At 37.0% G+C, this 21,989-nt stretch carries 18 protein-coding genes and 1 tRNA gene; 13 read left to right on the top strand and 6 right to left on the bottom strand.

The window, feature by feature from the left end; all coding sequences use genetic code 11:
• Positions 1–2,850: an excinuclease ABC subunit UvrA gene (gene uvrA, locus FC97_RS03685; RefSeq protein ID WP_056967813.1), complete on the top strand. Its 2,850-nt coding sequence runs from the start codon at positions 1–3 to the stop codon at positions 2,848–2,850.
• A gap of 54 nt (positions 2,851–2,904) precedes the next feature.
• Here uvrA and FC97_RS03680 read toward each other — a convergent pair whose 3' ends face one another.
• Positions 2,905–4,920, bottom strand: a complete 2,016-nt coding sequence (locus FC97_RS03680; protein WP_054643107.1) for a cation:proton antiporter domain-containing protein — start codon at positions 4,918–4,920, stop codon at positions 2,905–2,907.
• Between the two features lie 128 nt (positions 4,921–5,048).
• Between FC97_RS03680 and rapZ the strand changes: the two genes are divergently transcribed.
• From rapZ to whiA, 3 genes are read left to right on the top strand one after another with little or no spacing between them, the layout of a single operon-like run.
• A complete protein-coding gene (gene rapZ, locus FC97_RS03675) occupies positions 5,049–5,963 on the top strand; it encodes an RNase adapter RapZ (protein WP_056967812.1) in 915 nt (304 codons plus the stop codon).
• A complete protein-coding gene (locus FC97_RS03670; RefSeq protein ID WP_054643108.1) occupies positions 5,950–6,984 on the top strand; it encodes a gluconeogenesis factor YvcK family protein in 1,035 nt (344 codons plus the stop codon). Before rapZ ends, FC97_RS03670 begins: the two co-directional genes overlap by 14 nt.
• Entirely contained in the window at positions 6,984–7,919 is a 936-nt protein-coding gene (whiA, locus tag FC97_RS03665; protein WP_025085089.1) for a DNA-binding protein WhiA, read from the top strand. Before FC97_RS03670 ends, whiA begins: the two co-directional genes overlap by 1 nt.
• Before the next feature lie 75 nt (positions 7,920–7,994).
• Here the strand turns inward: whiA and FC97_RS03660 are convergent, their stop codons facing one another.
• The 4 genes from FC97_RS03660 to FC97_RS03645 all read right to left on the bottom strand — a co-directional run bounded on the left by FC97_RS03660 (position 7,995) and on the right by FC97_RS03645 (position 12,395).
• The gene (locus FC97_RS03660; protein WP_054643109.1) at positions 7,995–9,389 is read right to left on the bottom strand and encodes a DHA2 family efflux MFS transporter permease subunit; all 1,395 of its coding nucleotides are present in this window, start codon (positions 9,387–9,389) and stop codon (positions 7,995–7,997) included.
• Positions 9,390–9,607: 218 nt separating this feature from the next.
• The gene (locus FC97_RS03655) at positions 9,608–10,195 is read right to left on the bottom strand and encodes an ATP-dependent Clp protease proteolytic subunit (protein ID WP_025085087.1); all 588 of its coding nucleotides are present in this window, start codon (positions 10,193–10,195) and stop codon (positions 9,608–9,610) included.
• A gap of 102 nt (positions 10,196–10,297) precedes the next feature.
• Positions 10,298–11,422 (bottom strand): acyltransferase family protein, encoded by a 1,125-nt coding sequence (locus FC97_RS03650; protein WP_054643110.1) that lies wholly within the window; start codon positions 11,420–11,422, stop codon positions 10,298–10,300.
• A gap of 85 nt (positions 11,423–11,507) precedes the next feature.
• Entirely contained in the window at positions 11,508–12,395 is an 888-nt protein-coding gene (locus tag FC97_RS03645; protein WP_082397546.1) for a LysR family transcriptional regulator, read from the bottom strand.
• 120 nt (positions 12,396–12,515) lie between these two features.
• Between FC97_RS03645 and FC97_RS03640 the strand changes: the two genes are divergently transcribed.
• From FC97_RS03640 to FC97_RS03610, 7 genes are all read left to right on the top strand, one after another.
• On the top strand, positions 12,516–13,415 hold the full coding sequence (locus FC97_RS03640; protein ID WP_082397547.1) for an ACP S-malonyltransferase: 900 nt from the start codon (positions 12,516–12,518) through the stop codon (positions 13,413–13,415).
• Positions 13,416–13,418: 3 nt separating this feature from the next.
• Positions 13,419–15,059 carry a malonate decarboxylase subunit alpha gene (mdcA, locus tag FC97_RS03635; RefSeq protein WP_054643112.1) on the top strand — a complete coding sequence of 547 codons (1,641 nt, stop codon included), beginning with the start codon at positions 13,419–13,421 and terminating at the stop codon, positions 15,057–15,059.
• 3 nt (positions 15,060–15,062) lie between these two features.
• Positions 15,063–15,857: a triphosphoribosyl-dephospho-CoA synthase gene (locus tag FC97_RS03630; protein WP_054643113.1), complete on the top strand. Its 795-nt coding sequence runs from the start codon at positions 15,063–15,065 to the stop codon at positions 15,855–15,857.
• Positions 15,858–15,871: 14 nt separating this feature from the next.
• Positions 15,872–16,168 carry a malonate decarboxylase subunit delta gene (locus FC97_RS03625; protein ID WP_025085080.1) on the top strand — a complete coding sequence of 99 codons (297 nt, stop codon included), beginning with the start codon at positions 15,872–15,874 and terminating at the stop codon, positions 16,166–16,168.
• Complete coding sequence (mdcD, locus tag FC97_RS03620) at positions 16,158–17,816, top strand: biotin-independent malonate decarboxylase subunit beta (RefSeq protein ID WP_054643114.1); 1,659 nt, start codon at positions 16,158–16,160, stop codon at positions 17,814–17,816. The genes FC97_RS03625 and mdcD overlap by 11 nt, the downstream gene beginning before the upstream one ends.
• Positions 17,810–18,427, top strand: a complete 618-nt coding sequence (locus tag FC97_RS03615) for a malonate decarboxylase holo-ACP synthase (protein WP_054643115.1) — start codon at positions 17,810–17,812, stop codon at positions 18,425–18,427. The genes mdcD and FC97_RS03615 overlap by 7 nt, the downstream gene beginning before the upstream one ends.
• Positions 18,428–18,556: 129 nt before the next feature.
• Positions 18,557–19,345 (top strand): alpha/beta fold hydrolase, encoded by a 789-nt coding sequence (locus tag FC97_RS03610; protein ID WP_054643116.1) that lies wholly within the window; start codon positions 18,557–18,559, stop codon positions 19,343–19,345.
• 132 nt (positions 19,346–19,477) lie between these two features.
• Here FC97_RS03610 and FC97_RS03605 read toward each other — a convergent pair.
• A tRNA-Arg gene (locus tag FC97_RS03605) sits at positions 19,478–19,549 on the bottom strand.
• Between the two features lie 224 nt (positions 19,550–19,773).
• Between FC97_RS03605 and FC97_RS03600 the strand changes: the two genes are divergently transcribed.
• Together FC97_RS03600 and gap are read left to right on the top strand one after the other, a co-directional pair.
• On the top strand, positions 19,774–20,820 hold the full coding sequence (locus FC97_RS03600; protein WP_056967809.1) for a sugar-binding transcriptional regulator: 1,047 nt from the start codon (positions 19,774–19,776) through the stop codon (positions 20,818–20,820).
• Positions 20,821–20,854: 34 nt separating this feature from the next.
• On the top strand, positions 20,855–21,883 hold the full coding sequence (gap, locus tag FC97_RS03595; RefSeq protein ID WP_054643117.1) for a type I glyceraldehyde-3-phosphate dehydrogenase: 1,029 nt from the start codon (positions 20,855–20,857) through the stop codon (positions 21,881–21,883).
• Positions 21,884–21,989: the final 106 nt, after the last annotated feature.

The following is a 21,989-nucleotide window of genomic DNA, read 5'->3' as shown; positions in this document are numbered from 1 at the left end:
ATGTTAAATGATAAAATTGTTATTCATGGTGCGCGTGCACATAATTTAAAAGATATTGATGTAACAATTCCTCGTGATAAGTTAGTTGTTATGACCGGCTTGTCTGGTTCGGGTAAAAGTTCTTTGGCTTTTGATACACTTTATGCCGAAGGTCAAAGACGTTATGTTGAGAGTTTGTCTTCATATGCTCGTCAATTTCTAGGACAAATGGATAAGCCAGATGTTGATTCGATTGATGGATTAAGTCCTGCTATTTCTATTGATCAAAAGACGACTTCAAAAAATCCCCGTTCAACTGTAGGTACGGTTACGGAAATAAATGATTATTTACGTTTATTGTGGGCTCGTGTGGGAACACCGATTTGTCCAAATGATGGTACTAAAATTACCAGTCAATCAGCCCAACAAATGGTTGATGCTATTTTGAAATTGGATGATGGGACTAAGTTACAAGTTCTTTCACCAGTCGTTCGTGCCAAAAGAGGACAACACAAAAAGGCTTTGAATCAAATTAAGAAACAAGGTTATGTTCGTATCCGAGTTGATGGTGAAATTCACGATGTCAGTGAAGATATTGAGTTGGATAAGAATAAGAAACACAGTATTGACGTTGTGGTTGACCGAATTGTTATCAATGACCATATCAAATCTCGTTTGTTTGATTCAGTTGAAGCAGCTTTGAGATTATCTGACGGTTATATGAATGTTGATGTTATCGGCTCAGATATGATGGTCTTCTCAGAAAAGAATGCTTGTCCTATTTGCGGATTTACAGTTGGAGAATTGGAACCGCGTTTATTCTCATTTAACGCACCGTTTGGAGCTTGTGAGAACTGTGATGGTTTAGGAATTAAACTTGAAGTTGATCTTGATTTGGTTATTCCAGATCAGAGTAAAACTTTAGCCGAAGGGGCTATTGAGCCTTGGAATCCAATCAGTTCACAATATTATCCAGAAATGTTAGCTCAGGCTGCTAAAGAATTTAATATTGATATGAATATACCATTTGAAAAATTACCTCAAAAAAATCAGGATATTATTTTAAATGGTTCTGATGGTAAAACATTCCATTTCCATTATGAGAATGATTTTGGTGGCGTACGTGATGTTGATGTTCCATTTGAAGGGGTTCTTCCTAATATCGATCGTCGTTATCATGAGACTAATAGTGATTTTACACGTGAAGTTATGAGAAAATACATGACTGAATTGAAATGTCCTGTTTGTCATGGTAAACGACTGAATCGTCAAGCCTTAGCCGTTAAGGTTGAAGGGATGGATATTGCTGAAGTTTCCGATATGTCAATCAAAGATGAACTTCCATTCTTTAAAGCAGTTAAATTTGGTGAACAGAATACAGTTATTGCTAAACCTATTTTGAAGGAAGTTAAGGATCGCCTTAGCTTTTTGATCAATGTTGGTTTGGAGTATTTGTCATTATCACGTTCAGCTGGAACTTTATCTGGTGGTGAAGCTCAAAGAATTCGTTTGGCTACACAAATTGGTTCTAATTTATCCGGAGTAATGTATATTTTGGATGAACCTTCTATTGGATTGCATCAACGTGATAACGATCGTTTGATCAATTCTTTAAAGAAAATGCGTGATCTTGGTAATACTTTGATTGTGGTTGAACATGATGAGGATACAATGCGTGCTGCTGACTATCTAATCGATGTTGGCCCTGGTGCTGGTGAAAATGGTGGACAAATTGTTGCTGCTGGAACACCTAGTGAAGTAGAAAAGAATTCCAAATCATTGACTGGTCAATATTTAGCAGGTAAGAAGTTTATTCCAGTACCCTTGGAACGTCGGACTGGTAATGGTAAATTTGTTGAAGTCTATGGTGCACAAGAGAATAATTTAAAGAAGTTGAATGTTAAGTTTCCGTTAGGTAAATTTATTGTTGTGACCGGTGTTTCTGGTTCAGGTAAATCAACTTTGGTCAATATGATCTTGAAACGTGCCTTGGCTCAAAAGATGAATCATAATTCAGAGAAACCTGGTAAGTATAAGAAAATTACAGGTTACGAAAATTTGGAAAAGATGATTGCTATTGATCAGAGTCCAATTGGACGTACACCAAGAAGTAATCCGGCTACATATACTGGTGTCTTTGATGATATTCGTGATTTATTTGCTCAAACGAATGAAGCTAAATTGCGTGGATACAAGAAGGGTAGATTCTCTTTCAATATTAAAGGCGGACGTTGTGAAAACTGCCGTGGTGACGGAATCATCAAAATTGAAATGAACTTCTTACCTGATGTTTACGTACCATGTGAAGTTTGCCATGGAACACGTTATAACTCTGAAACCTTGGAAGTAACTTATAAGGGTAAGAATATTGCCCAAGTACTTGATATGAAGGTTTCTGAAGCTTTGGACTTCTTTAATAACATTCCAAAGATCAAACGTAAGTTACAGACAATTCAAGATGTAGGTTTAGGTTATGTTTCATTAGGACAATCAGCTACTCAATTGTCCGGTGGTGAAGCTCAAAGAATGAAGTTGGCCTCAGAACTTTATAAGAAGTCTAATGGTAAGAACTTCTATATCCTGGATGAACCTACGACTGGTTTGCATACTGATGATATCAAGCGTCTTTTAGGCGTTTTGCAGCGTTTAGTTGATGAAGGTAACACTGTCTTAGTTATTGAACATAACTTGGATGTTGTTAAGTCGGCTGACTGGTTAATTGATCTCGGACCTGAAGGTGGTGAAGGTGGAGGTACAATTGTTGGTACCGGAACACCTGAAGAATTGGCTGATGTAAAGGACAGTTATACTGGTCAATATTTGAAACCAATTTTGGAACGTGATACTAAACGTACTAAAGATGCTAAATAGATAAAAAAGCAGGTATTTACTAGACATTAATTCTAGTAGATACCTGCTTTTTTGTTATTCTTCATTCAGAGATTGTAAGTAAACCAATTGATCAGTTGAAATTTGTTCATAGAGTGCTCCACCTAATTCACGACTAATTTCCTTAGTTGAGATTAAATTTTGAATATAAGTATTCTCTTGTTGAAAGGCCTCGATTAAGAGTTCGTTTTGGTCATTTTCATAATGATCACGGCCAACCAAACGACGATGTCTTTCATCATAAGCCCGACGGACAATACTAATTTCACGATTGTTGCCACTATCATTCACTAAACTTTGATTAAGATAGCTAGTGATTTTAAGATAAGGTTTCTTTTCAACTTCAGCCATTTTATCCCAAAGCTTACGATTACGTTTTAGCATTTGTTCACGACTGATATTTTTACGTTGCGATTGCATCTTATGATACATTTTACGGCGCTTACGAGCTGTTTTGTTTAATGATAATTTTTCTACAACATGGAAACGTAGGAAGAGTTGTACTCTTTGACGAAAACTATTTTGATATTGTAGGACGGTTCTACGTGCCACTCGCATGTATAGGTCAGCACTTTGCTCAGATATCTCACCGTTACTTAACATTTCATCTATAGTTTGTTGCTCTAATTCAAAGCAGTTGTCGAAGATGATTGTTAATTTATTTTTATCGATGTGTCCGTCAATTGTACGTTGACCATCAAGAATATTTACTACCCGGCCAATGCTAGTAGAGCTATCATGACGTGTTTGAAGATTGACAATAGCGTTATCAACCATTTGGCCTTTGATTTTAGCTAATTCGTCTTCGGTATATTTGGAAACCTGAGGAGGCAATAGTCTTGGTAGAACTAGAGTTGGAACTAATAAGCTAGTTAAGATAACAACGGCAGCCACAAAGATAATATCATTACGATATGGGAAGGTTTGCCCATTTAGTGTTAGTGGTAGTGAGAAGGCCATGGCTAAAGTAATGGTTCCGTGAACACCACTGTAGGCCATGACGGTACTATTAGCATGCTTTTCTTTTTTATCCCAGGCTCGAATGTTGGCAAAGCCCCAATTGGTCCAAAGGTATCTTAAAGCAGTCATAATAACATAAAGTAGAATACCGACACCTAACAGAATTCCAACTGAACTAGCATCATGTTGGTGTAGATTCTGAATAACGCTTGGTAGTGACATGCCTAATAAGACGAAGACTATACCATTAAGAATGCTAGAGAAGACATTCCAAGTACTGGTCATAACGATTTGTAGACGTGAACTAGTCAAACGTAGGCGGTTTTGTTGGATACCATGCATTAAACCTGTAACAACTACGGCTAAGATTCCTGAAACACCAATAGCCTCAGCAATTAAATAAACGACAAAGGGTGTCAATAGGGTGAAAGGAACCATGACTGAAGGAGCATCAACGTGCATATTAATTAATTTAAGACGAATCGAAACGATAATTATACCTAAGATTCCTCCTAAAATAATTCCTCCAAAGAAAACATAAAAAAAGTTTCCAATTCCATTGAGTAAAGAAAATTGTCCTGTGACGGCAGCACTGATAGCCAAATTTAAGGCAACAATACCTGAAGCATCATTAAAGAGTGACTCATTTTCTAGAGTACCCATAACTTCGGTAGGCACTAACATGTTACTTGTAATAGAGCCCACAGCGACGGCATCGGTTGGTGTGATAATGGCTCCTAAAGCAAAAGCAAGTGCCAATGGCATGCTAGGAATAATCAAATGTGTTACGAAACCGACAATTAAAATAGAAATAATTGCTAGTTCTACCGCCAAAGAAAAAGTGGTACCGACTTGATGTGTTAATCGAGACAGACTGGTGTGCTGTCCGTCATTAAACATTAGTGCCGAAATGATAACAAGTAAAAAGATCTCCGGCTCTAATTCAAAATGTTTGTAAAAAGGTAGAAAAGATAATAATAGTCCAGCTGCAATTTGGATGAATGCAATCGGAATATTATTTAATTTCCACTGAACAATGTTGGCAAGCACAACGGCCGCAACTAAAAGCAGTACTAAGAAAACTGTATCCATAAAATATCCCCCTCTAATCGGTTTAATTTTATCGCAATTTAGCAATAAAAAATATTTTTATCTTTTCTTCTCCAAAACTGACACGCCTGGCTTGTTATGTTATGCTTATATGGAATGTGAGGTGCAAAATGGCAAAAGATACACTTAATTTAGTTATAGTAACCGGAATGAGTGGTGCGGGTAAAACTGTCGCCATGCAATCTTTTGAAGATTTAGGTTATTTTTGTATTGATAACATGCCACCTAATCTACTTCCTAAATTTTGGGAATTAGTTCATGAATCAGGAACTATTAAAAAAGTAGCTTTAGTTGTCGACATTAGATCACGTGCTTTTTATGATGAAATATTCTCAATGTTGTCACAAGTTGATGAAGACGAACAAGAAAAACACCAAAAAGTTGATATGAAGATTCTCTTCTTGAATGCATCAGATGAAGAGCTAGTTTCTCGTTATAAAGAGACTCGTCGTAGTCATCCGCTTGCAATGGAAGGTCGTCTACTTGATGGTATTGAAAAAGAACGAGAGCTTTTGTCAGAAATCAAAGGCCGTGCATCAGTTGAAATTGATACGACAGATTTAACTCCACGTCAATTACGTGAGGAGATTTTTGATAACTTTCAAGAGTCAACTGGAGTACCAACCTTCCATATTGAAGTAATGTCATTTGGCTTTAAGTATGGTTTGCCAATTGATGCCGATATAGTAATGGATGTTAGATTTTTAAAGAATCCATTTTACATCAAAGAATTAAAAACACAAACGGGTGTGGATAAACCTGTTTATGATTATGTTATGGACGATCCAGAAACAAAGAATTTTTATGATAAATTTTCAGGTTTGTTAAAGGATATTATTCCTGGATATGAAAAAGAAGGTAAAACTAGTTTAACGATTGCAATTGGCTGTACTGGTGGTCAGCATCGATCAGTTGCAATTGCCCAACGTCTAGGTACTGATTTAAAGAAGAAGTACTACGTTGATATAACTCATCGTGACATGGAAAAATCGCAAAAGAAGGTAATCGAAGATGGCCGAAAATAGGATAGTTCGAGTTGTTAAAGGACGTCGTCCAAAAGTTGTAGTTATAGGTGGGGGAACTGGTTTACCAGTTGTACTAAGTAGTTTAAGAAAAATGGATGCTAATATCACTGCAATTGTTACTGTAGCCGATGATGGGGGATCATCTGGTATTATTCGTGACTACATTAACGTTGTCCCTCCTGGGGATATTCGAAACGTTTTAGCATCACTATCTGATTTACCTAAGGTTGATATGGATGTTTTCCAATATCGCTTTAAGAGTAATGATGATTTCTTCTCAGGTCATGCGATCGGTAATTTAATTATTGCCGCTTTGACTGAGATGTCACCTAACATTTTTGACGCTGTTCAAGAACTATCTAAAATGATGAAAGTTGATGGTCATGTTTTTCCAGCAAGTAATACTAAATTGACGTTACATGCTGAATTTACGGATGGGACTAAATTAGCTGGTGAGCATGAAATCACTCATTCAGGTAAGCATGTTAAGCGTGTTTGGGTTACAGATTCTGATAATCCTGAAGAGGAGCCCAAGTCAGTTATTTCGGTTATTGCTTCAATTATGCAAGCTGATGTGGTTGTTTTGGGTCCTGGTAGTTTATTTACCAGTATTCTACCTAACTTGATGATTAAAGATATTGGTGAAGCTGTCAAACAAACCTCAGCTGAGGTTGTTTATATTTGTAACATCATGACACAAATTGGTGAGACTGAAGGTTTTACAGATGCTGATCATGTACGAGTATTAAACCGTCATTTAGGCGGTAACTTCATTGATACAGTACTGGTTAATACAAGAGAAATTCCTGATGGTTATATGGATCATAAGAAGTATGACGAGTATGTTAATCAGGTAGAAACAGATTTTCAAGGTTTAAGAAAAATGGGATGCAAGGTCGTGCAAGATGATTTCCTATCATTGCATGATCAAGGTGCTTTCCACGATGGTGAAAAGGTTGCTGAGGAAATTATCAATTTGTCCTTACAATCTGGTAATAGAAAAAATGAGGTGAGACGTTAGTGGTTTCATATGCAAGTGAGGTCAAGCAAGAGCTCACAAAATTAGTCGTCCATCCCGAACATGCTCGAGTAGAATTATCGGCATTGTTGAGAATGAATGGCTCATTAAGTTTACAAAATCATCATTTCGTCTTAACCGCACAAACTGAGAACGCCGCTATTGCACGAAGAATTTTTTCTTTGATTAAGCAAAAGTATGGAATTGAATCAGAATTACTTGTGCGTAAAAAGATGAAATTGAAGAAAAATAATCAATATCTTGTGCGTTTAAAATATGATACTAATCGTGTACTTACGGATTTAGATATTTTGGATGAATCAGGATTGTCGATTAATACCGATGTACCTGAAGAAGTTTTAAATGAAGATCAACGGATGCGTTCATATTTAAGAGGAGCCTTTTTGGCTACTGGAAGTGTGAATAATCCCGAGACTTCTAGATATCATTTAGAAATTTATTCATTGTATGAAACACATAATGAAGGAATTGCTCAAATGATGAATTATTTTCATTTGAATGCTCGGACTACCAAACGCCGTAACGGCTATATCGTTTATCTAAAAGAAGCTGAAAAAATTGCTGATTTTCTTCAATTAATTGGGGCAACTAACTCAATGTTGAAGTTTGAGGATATTCGAATCGTGCGTGATATGAGAAATTCAGTTAATCGTTTGGTTAATTGCGAAAACGCTAATATCAATAAGACGGTGGCAGCGGCTGAACGTCAAATTGATAACATTAAACATTTACAGGCAACGGTAGGATTAGATTCCTTACCAGATAAATTACGTGAAATCGCAGTTTTACGTTTAGAAAATCCAGAAGTTTCTTTGAAGGAATTAGGAGAGATGGTACCAAGTGGTCCTATCTCTAAATCGGGAATTAATCATCGTTTGCGTAAGTTAAATGAGTTGGCTGAAACAGCCAGAGTATAACAAAAAAGAGTCTCCATATCGACCAATATAAAGTGGTTGATGTGAAGACTCTTTTGCTATATTAAAAATTTATTTTTATGCGTTATTCTTTTTATGGTTTTTAATCAATAAAGCAAAGATAAAACCGATAACAGCCATGCCGAAGAAGAAAGCAAAGACGTGTTGAAAACCAATTAGTCCGTTATTAGCGGGTAAGTGATGTTTTTGATTAGTTGTAACTAGAATCAAAGTAGCAAGACTGACACCTAATGAACCGAGTAATTGTCTAACAGTCGTTATAATTGCTGTACCATGAGGAATTAACCCTTCTGATAGAGAGTTCCCACCTAAAGTTGTGGCAGGCATCATAACGAAAGCATTACCACCCTCAATTAAGATAGCAATTAGAATCATTGGTAAGATACCTAATTTAATATGAAGAATGAAGAGTAGGAACCAACCAATAACGATCATCGACATTCCTGAAATCAAAGTAGCTTTGAATCCAATTTTATCAGCTAACTTACCAGTAAGAGGATTTAAGATACTTAGAACAATAGCTGGTGGCACTAGTGCTAAACCAGACATTAAAACTGAAACATGTAAAATGTTTTGATAATAAAGTGGATAAATTATTGTTACCACAATTAAGGAAATATATGAAAAACCTGTTAATAAGACAGCTAAGTCAAAGTTGAAGTTCTTCATAACTTTTAAATCTAGTAGAGGCTTATCCTTAGTTAATTGACGATGTATGAAGAGAACAGTCAAAATAATACTGATAACTAAGAGAATAATTAAGTTGGTTGAGAAGCTTCTAGTACTACCGGCCTGATTAACAACATAAAGTAATCCGATAATACCAAGTAGATAAATTGTTGAAATAAGGTCAAGACTAGCTTTGTGACGAGGCATAACATCTTTGATATTGAAGAGAGCACTGATAAAGATAATAATCATGATCAATAAGAAGATCACGAAAAGTCCTTGCCATTGTAAAAAGTTTAGTACAATACCGGAAATAATAGGACCTGAAGCTAAAGCAGAACCCATGACCAAACCAGCGTAACCCATTGTGGCACCACGTTTACTTTCAGGTGTGATCGTTAGTAAGACAGATTGAAAGGATGGAAACAAAACACCTACACCAATTGCTTCCAGAGCTCGTCCTAGCATGGCCATTGGAAAGTTTGGCGCGACGATGATAATTAAAGTACCAATTGAAAAAATACCAACGACGCTGAGAAAGATTTTTTTAAACGAAAAGTTATTTAATAACCATGGACTGATCGGCATCATGATACACATGATCAACATGAACCCCGTTGTTAACCATTGGATCGTTGGTGCTGTTACGCCAAAGAATTTCATTAATGTCGGATAAGCCGTTGAAAGTGAAGACTGACTGATTGACATTGTAAAGGTCCCGGATAACAAAGTTATGATGAATAACTTCCGAGCCAGGCTATTTTTGATTTCGCCCTTATTCATAAAAAAGACCCCTTTTGTTTAATCTAAGAACAATTTAAGGATAGACTAAATTAAAAAGGGTGTCCAATTGAACGCCTGATGTAGAGCGCTTTCAGAGGAGCGTAAAAAAGACTAAGACATTTTGTCTTAGTCTAGATAACTGTTGTTCTATGCTGAATAGTGGAAACAAGCTATGCTGGGGAAATTTCAGAAATTCCCAAGCCTACTTCGCTCTCTAATTACTTATCAGCTTTATTTGTCATGATTTCGTCAATCAAACCATAATCTTTAGCTTCTTGGGCTGTCATGTAGTTATCACGATCAGTATCCTTTTGAAGTTTTTCAAATGTTTGACCTGAATTATCAGCCAAAATATGATTCAATCTCTTTCTTGTCTTCAAGATCTCTTGAGCAGCAATTTCAATTTCTGTCTGTTGACCTTGAGCTCCACCTAATGGTTGGTGAATAAGAACGGTTGAATTTGGAAGAGCAAATCTCTTGCCCTTAGTACCTGCTGACAATAGGACACTGGCCATTGATGCAGCCATACCTGTAGCAATTGTCTGAATATCAGATTTAACGAAATTCATTGTATCCATGATAGCTAATCCGTCGGTAACTGAACCACCGGGTGAGTTGATATACATGGAAATATCCTTATCTGAATCTTGGGCATCGAGGAATAATAATTCGGCGATAACTGTATTAGCCATTTGGCTGTTAACTTCACCAGATAACATAATGATTCTATCTTTTAATAATCTTGAGTAAATATCGTAGGCACGTTCGCCACGAGAACTTTGTTCAACAACTGTAGGAACTAACATTAAAATGCCTCCTGTTTTTAATTAGCACTCTTAATAGCACAGTGCTAATTTAGCATACTATTAATATTGGGTCAACAAACAAAGCTTAAGAAATAAAAATAATTATTTAGCTTCAGTTTGAACGGCAGGTTTAGTGATCATATTTTTGACCTTCGACCAGACAATATGGAAAGTATAGGCTGAGGCAAATGATAATATCCAAGTCAATAAATAGCAAACAATAATAGTTGCAATGGGATTGATTTGAGGTAAGAAGCCGCTACCTAAACGCCAGATGATTTGAAGCCAAAAGACGTTGGATAAGTAAGCCCGATAGGCATAAGTAGCTAAGAAATGAAAGACTGGTAAAGCCTTAGAGTCAGTATTGATGTGACGAATGGCTAATGTAGCTATTAGACCGATAACTAATAAAGCATAGAGAGTCATCGATGGTTTGTAGTAAGGAGCATTGCTTAATTTAACGGGATAACCGAAGGTAAATAATTCACGGTTGGTCCAATAGAAGACAGCGATAAGCAAGATTACTAGAATAGGAAAAGCTTTTTTAAGAAACTTTTCAAATTTGTCACGAAACATCCAAGCGACAACTCCGAAGATTCCATAAATTACGAAACTGATAAAGATTCTATCTAATAAGTACCAACTTTGTTCGTGAGGACCATGGAAGACTTGGACATCGTAGAAGTAAATCCAAGCACCAAAGAGAATAGCGGTTAAAACGATTGTGATAATACCACGAGTATTGTTGTTTTTGATCCAGTGAGCTAAAGCCCAGAAAAGCGGCATTAGGATAATGAATTGTAGCATCATAGTGTTATACCACAAGTGTGGAGCGGCGTTTCCATTGATGAAATGCCAACAAAAAGAGCCAAAACTGTTGAATTTGTTAACTTGTTGAACATTTGGAAAAATCAATAGGTAAGCGAGAGTCCACCAAATTGTAGGTACAAAAAGAGCAGACCATTGTTTCTTCAAATAGCTACCATAATCTCCCCAAGTATTTTCGTTAGTAGTTCTAGTCGTAGTATATAAAATACCAAAGATAAAGGCTGGAGCTGTGAACTTCACCAAATTGTAAATAATTCCGATTGGTGTTTGATAACTAAAACTGGGATTGGTTGATAGGACTAAACTGAGTACAGTCTGCATCATAACGGCAGTACAAGCAAAGACCTTCATATAGTCACCTATATCAGCTTTGGGTGTAATGTCTTTTTTTATTTTCATGTGATAAATCTCCCCTTGTAAAATTGTGAGATCAACAAAAGGAAATCATTAGATTTAATATATTCTCATAATAAAATAAATGCAACTAAATTTTCAATTCGGATCTTTGGAAAGATAGGAAGATTAAAATTAGTTCATTACTGATTTCACGTTGAATATTAGTTAGGTTCTTGTGGGGTGAGCAAAGGTAAATTGTTCGTTGCAAGGGATCAGGTGTTAACCGAGCTAATTGGACTTTAGAACTGATCGTCTGCCAAGTAACTGAAGGGATGAAACTCAAGCCGACACCAGCCTCAATAATTCCCCTAACCGTAGCAGGGTCATCGGCTTCGTATTTATAGTTCAAAGTAATATCACGTTTCAAGAAATATTTATCGATTGTTACTCGCAAGGGATTATTTGCAGATAGTCCAATCATCTTTTCGGAAACGAGTTCTTCTGGTTTAACGAAATGTTGACTGTAACCGTAGTTGATACTCCATCCGACAAAAATTTCTTCCTTTAAAACCGGTACATTAGTTAGGCCCTGCAGTGGGGTACTAGTAATAATAAAATCGAATTGTTTAAAATCAGTTTCCCTGACATTATGTTGAGCAATATTCAATCTAACGTTGGGGAATTTTTCTTGGATACTGGTAACAATCGAAGGGATGAAGGGTGAAGCGACCTCCATTAATAGAGAAATTGGATATTGTGTTTGATCCAAGCCACCTTTAACGGCTGAAATACCACGGTTCAATTCTTCCAAGCTGTCATTGACGTAACTGTAAAATAATTTACCAGCTCGATTCAATTTCAAAGTTCTACCGGTACGGTCAAAGAGCTTGGTGCTCAATTCATCCTCTAACTGTTTAATTGTTTTACTGACAGCTGGTTGAGAGACATAGAGGATTTTGGCAGCTTTAGTGATGCTTTCTTGATTGGCGACGACAACGAAATAAGTTAATTGATTGAGATTCATATTTTGCTCCATTCATAACCAAATGGTTAAGTATCTTGCTTTTTATATATTATACATGTTATGTATCGGCAATTATACTGAATCTGTGAGATCAATAAGAAGGATTGTTGGAGGTGATTAATTATCAAAACCTTGTGGATATTTCCAGGCCAAGGCGGCCAAAGAAGTGGGATGTTAAGTGAAGTTCCACCGGAAATGATTCAACGAGTAAAAAACCTAACTGGTGTTGAATTGAAAGATACGGCTGAAGCTTATCAAGATTCAATTCAGATCCAATTAGGAATTTTATTATTACAACTGTTTGATATTCGACAATTAAAAGCAATCCAGCAAAAGCCTGATGCCGTTGCCGGACACTCGTTAGGAATCTTTGCAGCTGCTGTAGCGGCAGGGGTTATTAGTGAAGATGATGCAATTAAGATTGTTTATATTCGTTCAACCGAGATGCAGAAGTCATATCCAAGTGGATATGGTATGGGTGCAATCGTTGGTTTAACGAGAAAAGAAGTTTCTGCTTTGGTAGCTCAAATCAATAGTGATGGGCAACCAGTTTTCACTTCTAACCAAAATTCGGAATTGCAAACTGTTATTTCGGGTTCATTGGAAGGAATAAATAAAGTTTTAGCCCTCGCCAAAAATAATGGTGCGCAAAAGACGGTCCTATTGAAAGTTCCGGTGCCATCACATTCTCCGCTGATGCAAAAAGTTGCTGACGTTTTGGAGAAAGAATTGTCCAAAGTGGAATTGCATGATCCGAAATGTACGTATTTAGCTAATTATAATGGTCGTTCAAGTAAGAAAGTGACAGAAGTTAAATATGACATGATTAACAATCTTGTTCATCCTGTTTACTGGGACACAATGATGGATGTAGCGTCAGAGCTAGGTATTGATACAACCTTAGAAGTTCAACCCGGACAAACTTTTACCAAATTGGTTAAGAGCAAGTTCCCAGATTTTAGAACCATCACCATGAAAAATATGAGTCTTGATGATATTGAGTTTTTGTTAGAAAAATGGAAAAGAGGATAATCAATGGCTAATAGAAGTTGGACCCAAAACCGTGATAATAAAGCCGCTAAGATGGCAAGTATTTCATCACTTTTGGATGGTAAATTAGTTAAAACAGAGAATGCTAAGGCATTATTAGAGAGCATTATTAAACCAGGCGACAAGGTCGTTTTGGAAGGGGATAATCAAAAACAAGCTAGTTTCTTGTCTGAAACTTTGGCTTCAGTTGATCCCGAAAAGGTACATGATTTACACATGATCATGTCAAGTGTGTCACGTCCAGAACATTTGGATATTTTTGAAACAGGCATTGCTAAGAAACTGGATTTCTCATTTGCGGGACCACAAAGTACTAGAATTTCACAAATGATTGCTGATGGAACAATGGAAGTCGGCGATATTCATACTTATTTGGAATTATATGCTCGTCTATATGTTGATTTGATTCCTAACGTTGTTTTAGTAGCTGCTGATAAGGTTGACCGTGAAGGTAATCTTTATACTGGGGCTAATACTGAAGAGACACCAGTTATCGTTGAATCAGCCGCATTCAAAGATGGAATTGTCATTGTTCAAGCCAATGAAATTGTTGATAAAGTTCCTCGTGTTGATATCCCTGGTGATTGGGTCGACATCGTTGTGCCTGCTGATGAGCCTTATCAATTGGAACCACTATTTACAAGAGACCCACAAAATGTCACAGAATTACAAATCCTTATGGGAATGATGGCAATTCGTGGAATTTATGAAAAACATAATGTACAAACAGTTAACCACGGTGTTGGTTTTAATACTGCCGCTATTGAGCTTCTATTACCAACTTATGGTGAACAACTAGGTTTGAAAGGTAAGATCGTACCTAACTGGGAAGTTAACCCTACGCCAACTTTGATTCCAGCAATTGAAAGTGGCTGGGTCAAGACAATTCACAGTTTCGGTGGTGAAGTTGGTATGGAGAACTATATTGCTCACCGTCCTGATATTTTCTTTGTTGGTAAAGATGGTAGTATGCGTTCTAACCGTGCCTTTGGTCAAATGGCTGGTCAATATGCTTTGGATATGTTCGTCGGTTCAACATTACAAATTGATAAATATGGTAATTCTTCAACTGTAACTAATGGTCGACTATCTGGTTTCGGTGGTGCTCCTAATATGGGTAGTAATCCACACGGTCGTCGTCATTCAACACCAGCTTGGCAAAGTTTGCGTCCTGATGATGATCCATTAGGCAAGGGTCAAAAATTAGTTGTACAAATGGTCGAGACTTTCGGTTCAAATAAGAAGCCAGTCTTTGTTGATCATTTGGATGCCGAAGAAGTTCAAAAAGAAGCCAAGTTAGCTAATGTACCAATTATGATCTACAGCGAAGATACAACACATATCGTTACTGAAGAAGGTATTGCTTACTTGTACAAGACTGACAGTATGGCTGAAAGACAAGCAGCTATTGAAGCTATTGCCGGTGTCACACCAGTTGGTTTGAGAAGTAATCCTAAACAGCTAAAAGAATTGCGTGCTAAAGGTATCGTAGCTCTTCCAGAAGACTTAGGTGTTCATCGTAGTGAAGCTAAGAGATCACTTCTTGCTGCTCAAAACATGGATGATCTAGTTAAGTGGTCTGATGGACTATACAATCCACCTGCAAAATTCAGAAGTTGGTCATAGTTAATGATTGAAACTAAGTATTTAAAATTGGCCCAACAAGCAGTTACCGCATTGAAGTGGGAAGTATCATTCTCACCAAAGCCAGGATTAGTTGATGCAAAGTCAAATGGTTCTCATAAGGATATGGATATTGATTTGTTTTACAAATCCGCTGATAGTTTGTTAGCTGGTTTTGAAGAAATGATCCAGGTTTCATACCAACATCCCTTAGATCTAGCTTTACGTGAAGAGATAGGTCGCATAGGTCGTGTGGCCGAAAAAGATATGTTTACAGCAACCAATGGAATCAATACTCACAAAGGAGCCATTTGGAGTATGGGACTTTTGGTCAGCGTAATCAGTAGTTTACAAACAGATGACTTAGAAACTATCTTTGCTGGAGTAAAAAAGTTATCGAGAATGCCTGATAAATATGTTCAGGCAACTAAGAAAACTCACGGGATGATCACCAAACAGAAGTACGCTTTAAATGGTGCTAAAGGTGAGGCCCAAAGTGGATTCGCCAATGTATCTAAAGTCTTGAGTTTCCAACCAGAATCAGATGATTACGATACTTGGCTGAAACGATTACTACTTTTGTACAGCAATGTTAATGATACAAACGTTGTGTATCGCAGTAATTTACAAGTCTTACAAGAATTTCAAACTTTATCAGCACAAATTGTTGTTTCTAAACAAACAGTGTTAGATAATCCGAAATTTCAAACCCTTCAAAAATTTACACAAAAATACAATATTTCACCCGGTGGCTGTGCAGATCTGTTCGCTGCAAGTTACTTCTTAAAACATTTAAATTAGAAACGGAGAAAAAAATGGAAAAATTACATTTTAATTTCGATACAACTGATGCAATTGCTAAACCAGTCCATGTCGGCGTTGTTGCATCTGGTGATCTCGAAGTTATTTTTAGACCAACAGATAAGAAGACAGAAGTTAATATCGTAACCGGTAGCGATGGTTTCAAAGAAGTTTGGGCAAACGTTTTGAAACGTTTCTTTGACAGATATCCAATTCAAGCCAATATTGAAATTAATGACTTTGGTTCAACTCCAGGAGTTGTTAATCTTCGTTTAACTCAAGCATTGGAGGAACTAAAAGATGAAAAATAGTTTTGTTGAATTACATGCACGTGAACGTGCACTTTCATTATTAGACGCGGGTACTTCCAAAGAAATGGTTGGACCTCTTGATGATATGATCTCACCACATTTGGAGCCTCAAAACATTGTTCCTGAGAGTGACGACGGAATTGTTTTGATGAAAGGTAAGATCGATGGTAATAACGTTTTAGTTGTTTCTATTGAAGGTAAATTTCAAGGTGGAGGTATCGGTGAAGTCAGCGGTGCCAAAATTGTTGCAGCTTTGGAAAAAGCTTTAGAGGACAATAAGAACGGTAAGACTATTTACCCAATTATTATCTTAGATACTGGTGGTGTTCGCTTACAAGAGGCTAACTATGGTTTGCTATCTATCTCAGAAATTCAAAACGCCGTTATTGCTTTGAAGAAGTATGTTCCAGTAATTGGTTTAGTACCAGGACGTGTTGGATCTTTCGGTGGTATGTCAATCACAGCTTCAATCTTGTCATATTTGATTGCTACTAATAAGGCCAGAATTGCTTTAAATGGACCTGAAGTTATTGAACAAGAAGCTGGCGTTCGTGAGTTCGACTCTAGTGATAAAGATTTAATCTGGAATACTTTAGGTACTAAGCAAAGACTAGCAACTGGTTTAGTTGATGAAGTCGTTGATGATACAGTTGATAATATTAAAAATTCAATTGTTAATGAAATTAAAACTAAAAAAGATGCTCATCGTACTGAAAATGTCGATTTCTATCTCAGTTTGTTAGATAAGTTAGATTTAAGTAAGAAATTAGATATTGAAACATACAATAAACTCTATAAGAGCGTTGAAGTAACAAAACATGATATTCCAGAAGCTGTAGCTGGCTCTAAGGAAGGTACTAAGAGTCGCGGTCGTGCCTGGTTTGAAAAGATGACTGGCATCAAGAATGCAACTAGTCCTGTTTCAACTGTTTTGCATGCTCAAAAAGATGGTAAAGAATATGTTGCTATCGTGCCTGATGCTGATAATGACTTTCCACGTGTTAGAAATGGTGAAGTTGGATTACAAGAAGGCTTTGCAGTTGCTAGTGTCATCAACAAAGTTGTTGCCGAAGATAAGGATAAAGATGTTAAACGTCCAATTATCTTGATTGTTGATGTACCTAGTCAAGCTTATGGCTATCAGGAAGAATTGATTGGTATCCACGTTGCTTTAGGTTCTAGTGCAGCGGCTTATGCTAAAGCTAGACAAGCAGGTCATCCTGTAATTGATTTTATTCCTGGTGATGCTGTATCCGGTGGTTTCTTAGCTCACGGTTTACAATCTAACCGTATGATTGCTTTGGATGATGATTCTATTACTATTCAAGCTATGTCAAAAGCTAGTGCCGCTCGTATTACCCAAAGAACTATTGCTGAACTAGAAGAAGCCACAAAACATGTTCCAGCCATGGCTTATGATATTGATAACTATGAGAAACTTGGTGCTTTGTACAAGCTAGTTAAGGGTATCGGTTCATGGGAAGCAACTGATGAAAATGTTGCAAAGATCAATCAAATTATTGATGGTGCTATTGATGGCTTAAACGGCGATAGAACATTGCATTTCCGTTATGAAACACCAATTGCCAAGGAAAGTGGACGTAAGGCAACCTTAAAGGTTCGCAAACTAGTTGATGAACAATGGTAGAAATTAATCCGCATGACTTGTTGAAAATCGACTCTATTTCGGCCTTGTCAGATGAATTGCCAAGCTGGGCTGACTCCATTTTTCCAAATTCCTTAACTGTTGTTGTGAGACGTAGTCCTTTGAAAGCGGGACTAATTCCTGTTGGTGTTAGAGGGATCAAGCGGGAACATCGTTTTGCAACGTATGTTGACCTTAAAGATGTGCTTGAAGTTACGACACCTTATGAGTTGGTTGAAAAGAAGGTTTGGGAAAGAATTATTCCAGAGCGCCAAATATTGCCAGCTATTAAAGCATTACCAAAAGTTGATAAAGTTTTACATGATTATCACTGGGGGATTAGTGGCAGTGTTGGGTTTGAATTGGCAACTGGCACGCGTGCAGCTAAAATGACAAGTGATTTGGATTTAGTTTGGTTACCAGAACAAGAAATTAGCAAATGTGCAGCTGGCGAATTGTTGAAAGAATTAAATCAATTCGGAGTTCATGCTGACTTACAAGTTATCCAGGCAAATAATGGGTTTTCTTTGGAAGAGTACGCAAATAGTACTTCAACCATTATGATGAAAACTTTAGAAGATCCAATTTTAGTAAAAGATCCCTGGTTAAAATAAAAAATTCCATCAATCTAAATAGGTTGGTGGAATTTTTGTTTCAGGTGGATAAATGTGTTTTTGTGCAATATAGTGAATAAAGAATGATTTTTGGACTGAGATAGTATTGAAAGCTAAGGAGAGAGATACATGGAACTAGTTACAAGTGATGGAGTACGACTTAATTATCAGATTCATGGGCAGGGACAACCGATTATCTTTGTTGAAGGGTTTGGTGGTTATCAAGAAATTTGGAACTTACAAGTAGAATATTTTTTAGGGATGCGTTATCAAATAATCACATATGATCATCGTAATCATGGGCAATCAGAACGAACTAATAAAGATTTGACACTAAAACAATTAACAGATGATTTGGAAACCTTAATTGATTACTTGAAGTTGGATGATCCAATTTTAGTGGGTCATTCAATGGGGGCCAGCGTCTGCTATAGTTATTTACAGAGAAATAATAAAGTGAAAGCAGTCATGGCCATTGATCAGTCTCCCAAGATGTTGAATGATAAAAATTGGGCATATGGTTTTGAAGATATAACAGCTGATAATTTTCAATCTAAATTGGTTCAAAAAAATAATGTTCATGAAACTTTGCATGGATTGGATAACCGAGTTTTTGAGGATTTAAATCAAGCAAAGGCCATGCATCCATTTGATCGGGAACAAACTCTGCCATTATTGTTTGATCACGTGCAAAGGGATTGGCGAAGTGCATTGACTAATACGCAGGTGCCAGTAACTTTGATTGTTGCTAAGCAGAGTCCATATTTTGATTACCGTTTTGGAGAAGTAATGGCAAAAACCAATCCTAGAATTAAGACGTTTACTATGAATAACAGTGGTCACGATATTATGGCTGAAGTTCCGGACGAATTTAATCAAGTTTTACGTCATTTTGTTCTTAGCAGTTGTAGAAAGTAAAAACAAGATAATCTTAGGAGTAAAACCCGAAAGATTATCTTGTTTTTGTATAGAATAATTCTTGTTATAGGCACAAAACAATTTAAATGTTGAATTATCAACACTTATAGTTAAGACTTTGTGAAACAATTATGCGCCACGTGGGAGTCGAACCCACATCCCAGGAACCGGAATCCTGTGTGCTATCCATTACACTAGCAGCGCAAGTATAATATAATTCTAGCTCATCATAGGGTAAAAAGTAAATCTCTAAAAAAATTAATATAACTTTCACTTTTTATCGCATATCACTTGAAATATTCACAAGAGAGTTTATACTATTAGTTGTGCTTAGGAGATGAGATTTAATCATCTGGGCTTTTATTTTTTGAGTACATGGGTCGTAAACAGACATACAGGGACAGTACTTGCCCCATGGAGTATATCAAATGACTAATAATGAAGATTTAGAATTGCTGGATTTAGTTGCCCCAGACTTCATTAAGACTCTGGAAAAGCGATTTAAAATACTTCAGAGTATCTCATTAATGGAGCCTATCGGGCGCAGAGTGTTAGCTGATGATCTTAACATTACTGAACGTGGGTTAAGAACAGAAACTGACTTGTTGAGAAAGCAAGGCTTGATTATTTCTTCGAAATCTGGGATGTCTTTGACAAAGACAGGTAGCGACGTTGTAATCAGATTGACAGATGTGTTAGCCGACTATCAAGGAACTGCTTTATTGGAAAAACAATTAAGCAGTAAACTTGGAATTAGTAGATGTATTGTTTTACCAGGTAATGCTGATAAGCAGCATCGTGTGGTTGATTCATTTGGTAGAAGACTTAATCAACTTTTAGGAACACTGTTACCGACAGGACAGTCAATGATTTCTGTCACAGGTGGTAGCACCTTAGCTCAGGTTGCAAGAAATCTTTCATCTGATTTGTCTAAGAACCGTCAACTGGTATTTTTACCAGCTCGTGGTGGTGTTGGTGAATCAGTTGCAATTCAAGCTAACAGTGTTTGTGCGGAAATGGCTTCTAGAACACAGGGTCAGTACCGAGCATTGTATCTTCCAGAAGATATTTCTGAAAAAAGTTTCGAATCTTTGCAAAAAGAGACTTCAATTAAGTCGGTTCTTGATTTAATATATAGAAGTAATGTTGTTATTCACAGCATTGGCACTGCAAGTGTTATGGCTGAGAGAAGAAATCTTTCTTCTAAAGAACAGAGTGTGGTTGACAGCGGAAGAGCTGTTTCAGAAGCATTTGGTGATTTCTTCGATCAAAATGGCAAACTTGTTTATAAGGTACCTAGGATTGGACTTCATGTCCGGGACCTTGATAGAATAGAATATGTGATTGCGATTGCTGGTGGCGAAAGTAAAGCTAACACAATTCAATCATATATGAAAAACGCACCTCATCATACAATCTTAATTACTGATGAAGGTGCCTCAAAACTGATTTTAAGGGATAACCCTTTAAAATAATATTTTTTTTATTTCCTGAAGGAGGAATTTTTGTATGACTACAAAAGTTGGTATTAATGGATTTGGCCGTATCGGTCGTTTGGCATTCCGCCGTATTGCTGCACTTCAAGCAGCTGGCAAGACAGATTTGGAAGTTGTTGCAATTAACGATTTAACTTCACCTGCTATGCTTGCTCACCTATTGAAGTATGATACAGCTCATGGTAACTTCGAAATCGATAAGATTGAAGCTGCTGACAACGCTATCGTTGTTGACGGTAAGAAGATCCCTGTATATGCTGAAATGAACGCTGCAGACCTTAAATGGGTTGCTAACGACGGTGTTGATATCGTTCTTGAATGTACTGGTTTCTACACATCAGAAGAAAAAGCACAAGCTCACTTGGATGCTGGTGCAAAACGTGTATTGATCTCAGCTCCATCAGGTGCTATGCCTACAGTTGTTTACGGTGTTAATGATGACATCCTAACAAACGACGTTAAGATCGCTTCAGCTGGTTCATGTACAACAAACTGTCTTGCACCTCTAGCAAATGCCGTAAACGAAGAATTCGGTATTAAAGCTGGTACAATGACAACAATCCATGCTTACACAGCTACACAAAAACTTCAAGATGGTCCAGAACGTAAAGGTAATGTTCGTGCTGCACGTGCTGCTGCTGCTAACATCATCCCTCATTCAACTGGTGCTGCTAAGGCCTTAGGTCTTGTTGTTCCTGCATTGAAGGGTAAGCTTGATGGACATGCACAACGTGTTCCAGTTATCACAGGTTCAGTTACAGAATTAGTTGCAACTCTTGGTAAAGAAGTTACAGTTGACGAAGTTAATGCTGCAATCAAGAAGTATACAGAAAACAACCCTTCATTCGGTTACAACGATGATGAAATCGTATCTTCAGACGTTATCGGTACATCATTCGGTTCAATCTTTGACCCAACACAAACACAAATTGTTGGTAAGGGCGACTCACAAGTTGTAAAGACTGTTGCTTGGTATGACAATGAATCAGGATTTACAGCACAAATGGTTCGTACACTTGAAAAGTTTGCTACATTAGACTAATTCATTAATCTAAACTAGTAATCACGAAAACCTAATTTAGTGTGATTTAAATTGGCGGAGGGAGGAAAACTCCTTCCGCTTTTTTTTAAGGAAAATATTGGAGGAT

This window comes from Companilactobacillus kimchii DSM 13961 = JCM 10707 (genome assembly GCF_001435445.1).
GTDB lineage: Bacteria > Bacillota > Bacilli > Lactobacillales > Lactobacillaceae > Companilactobacillus > Companilactobacillus kimchii.
Note: the sequence above shows the minus strand (reverse complement) of the source record. Positions and strands in the feature narration are given on the sequence as shown.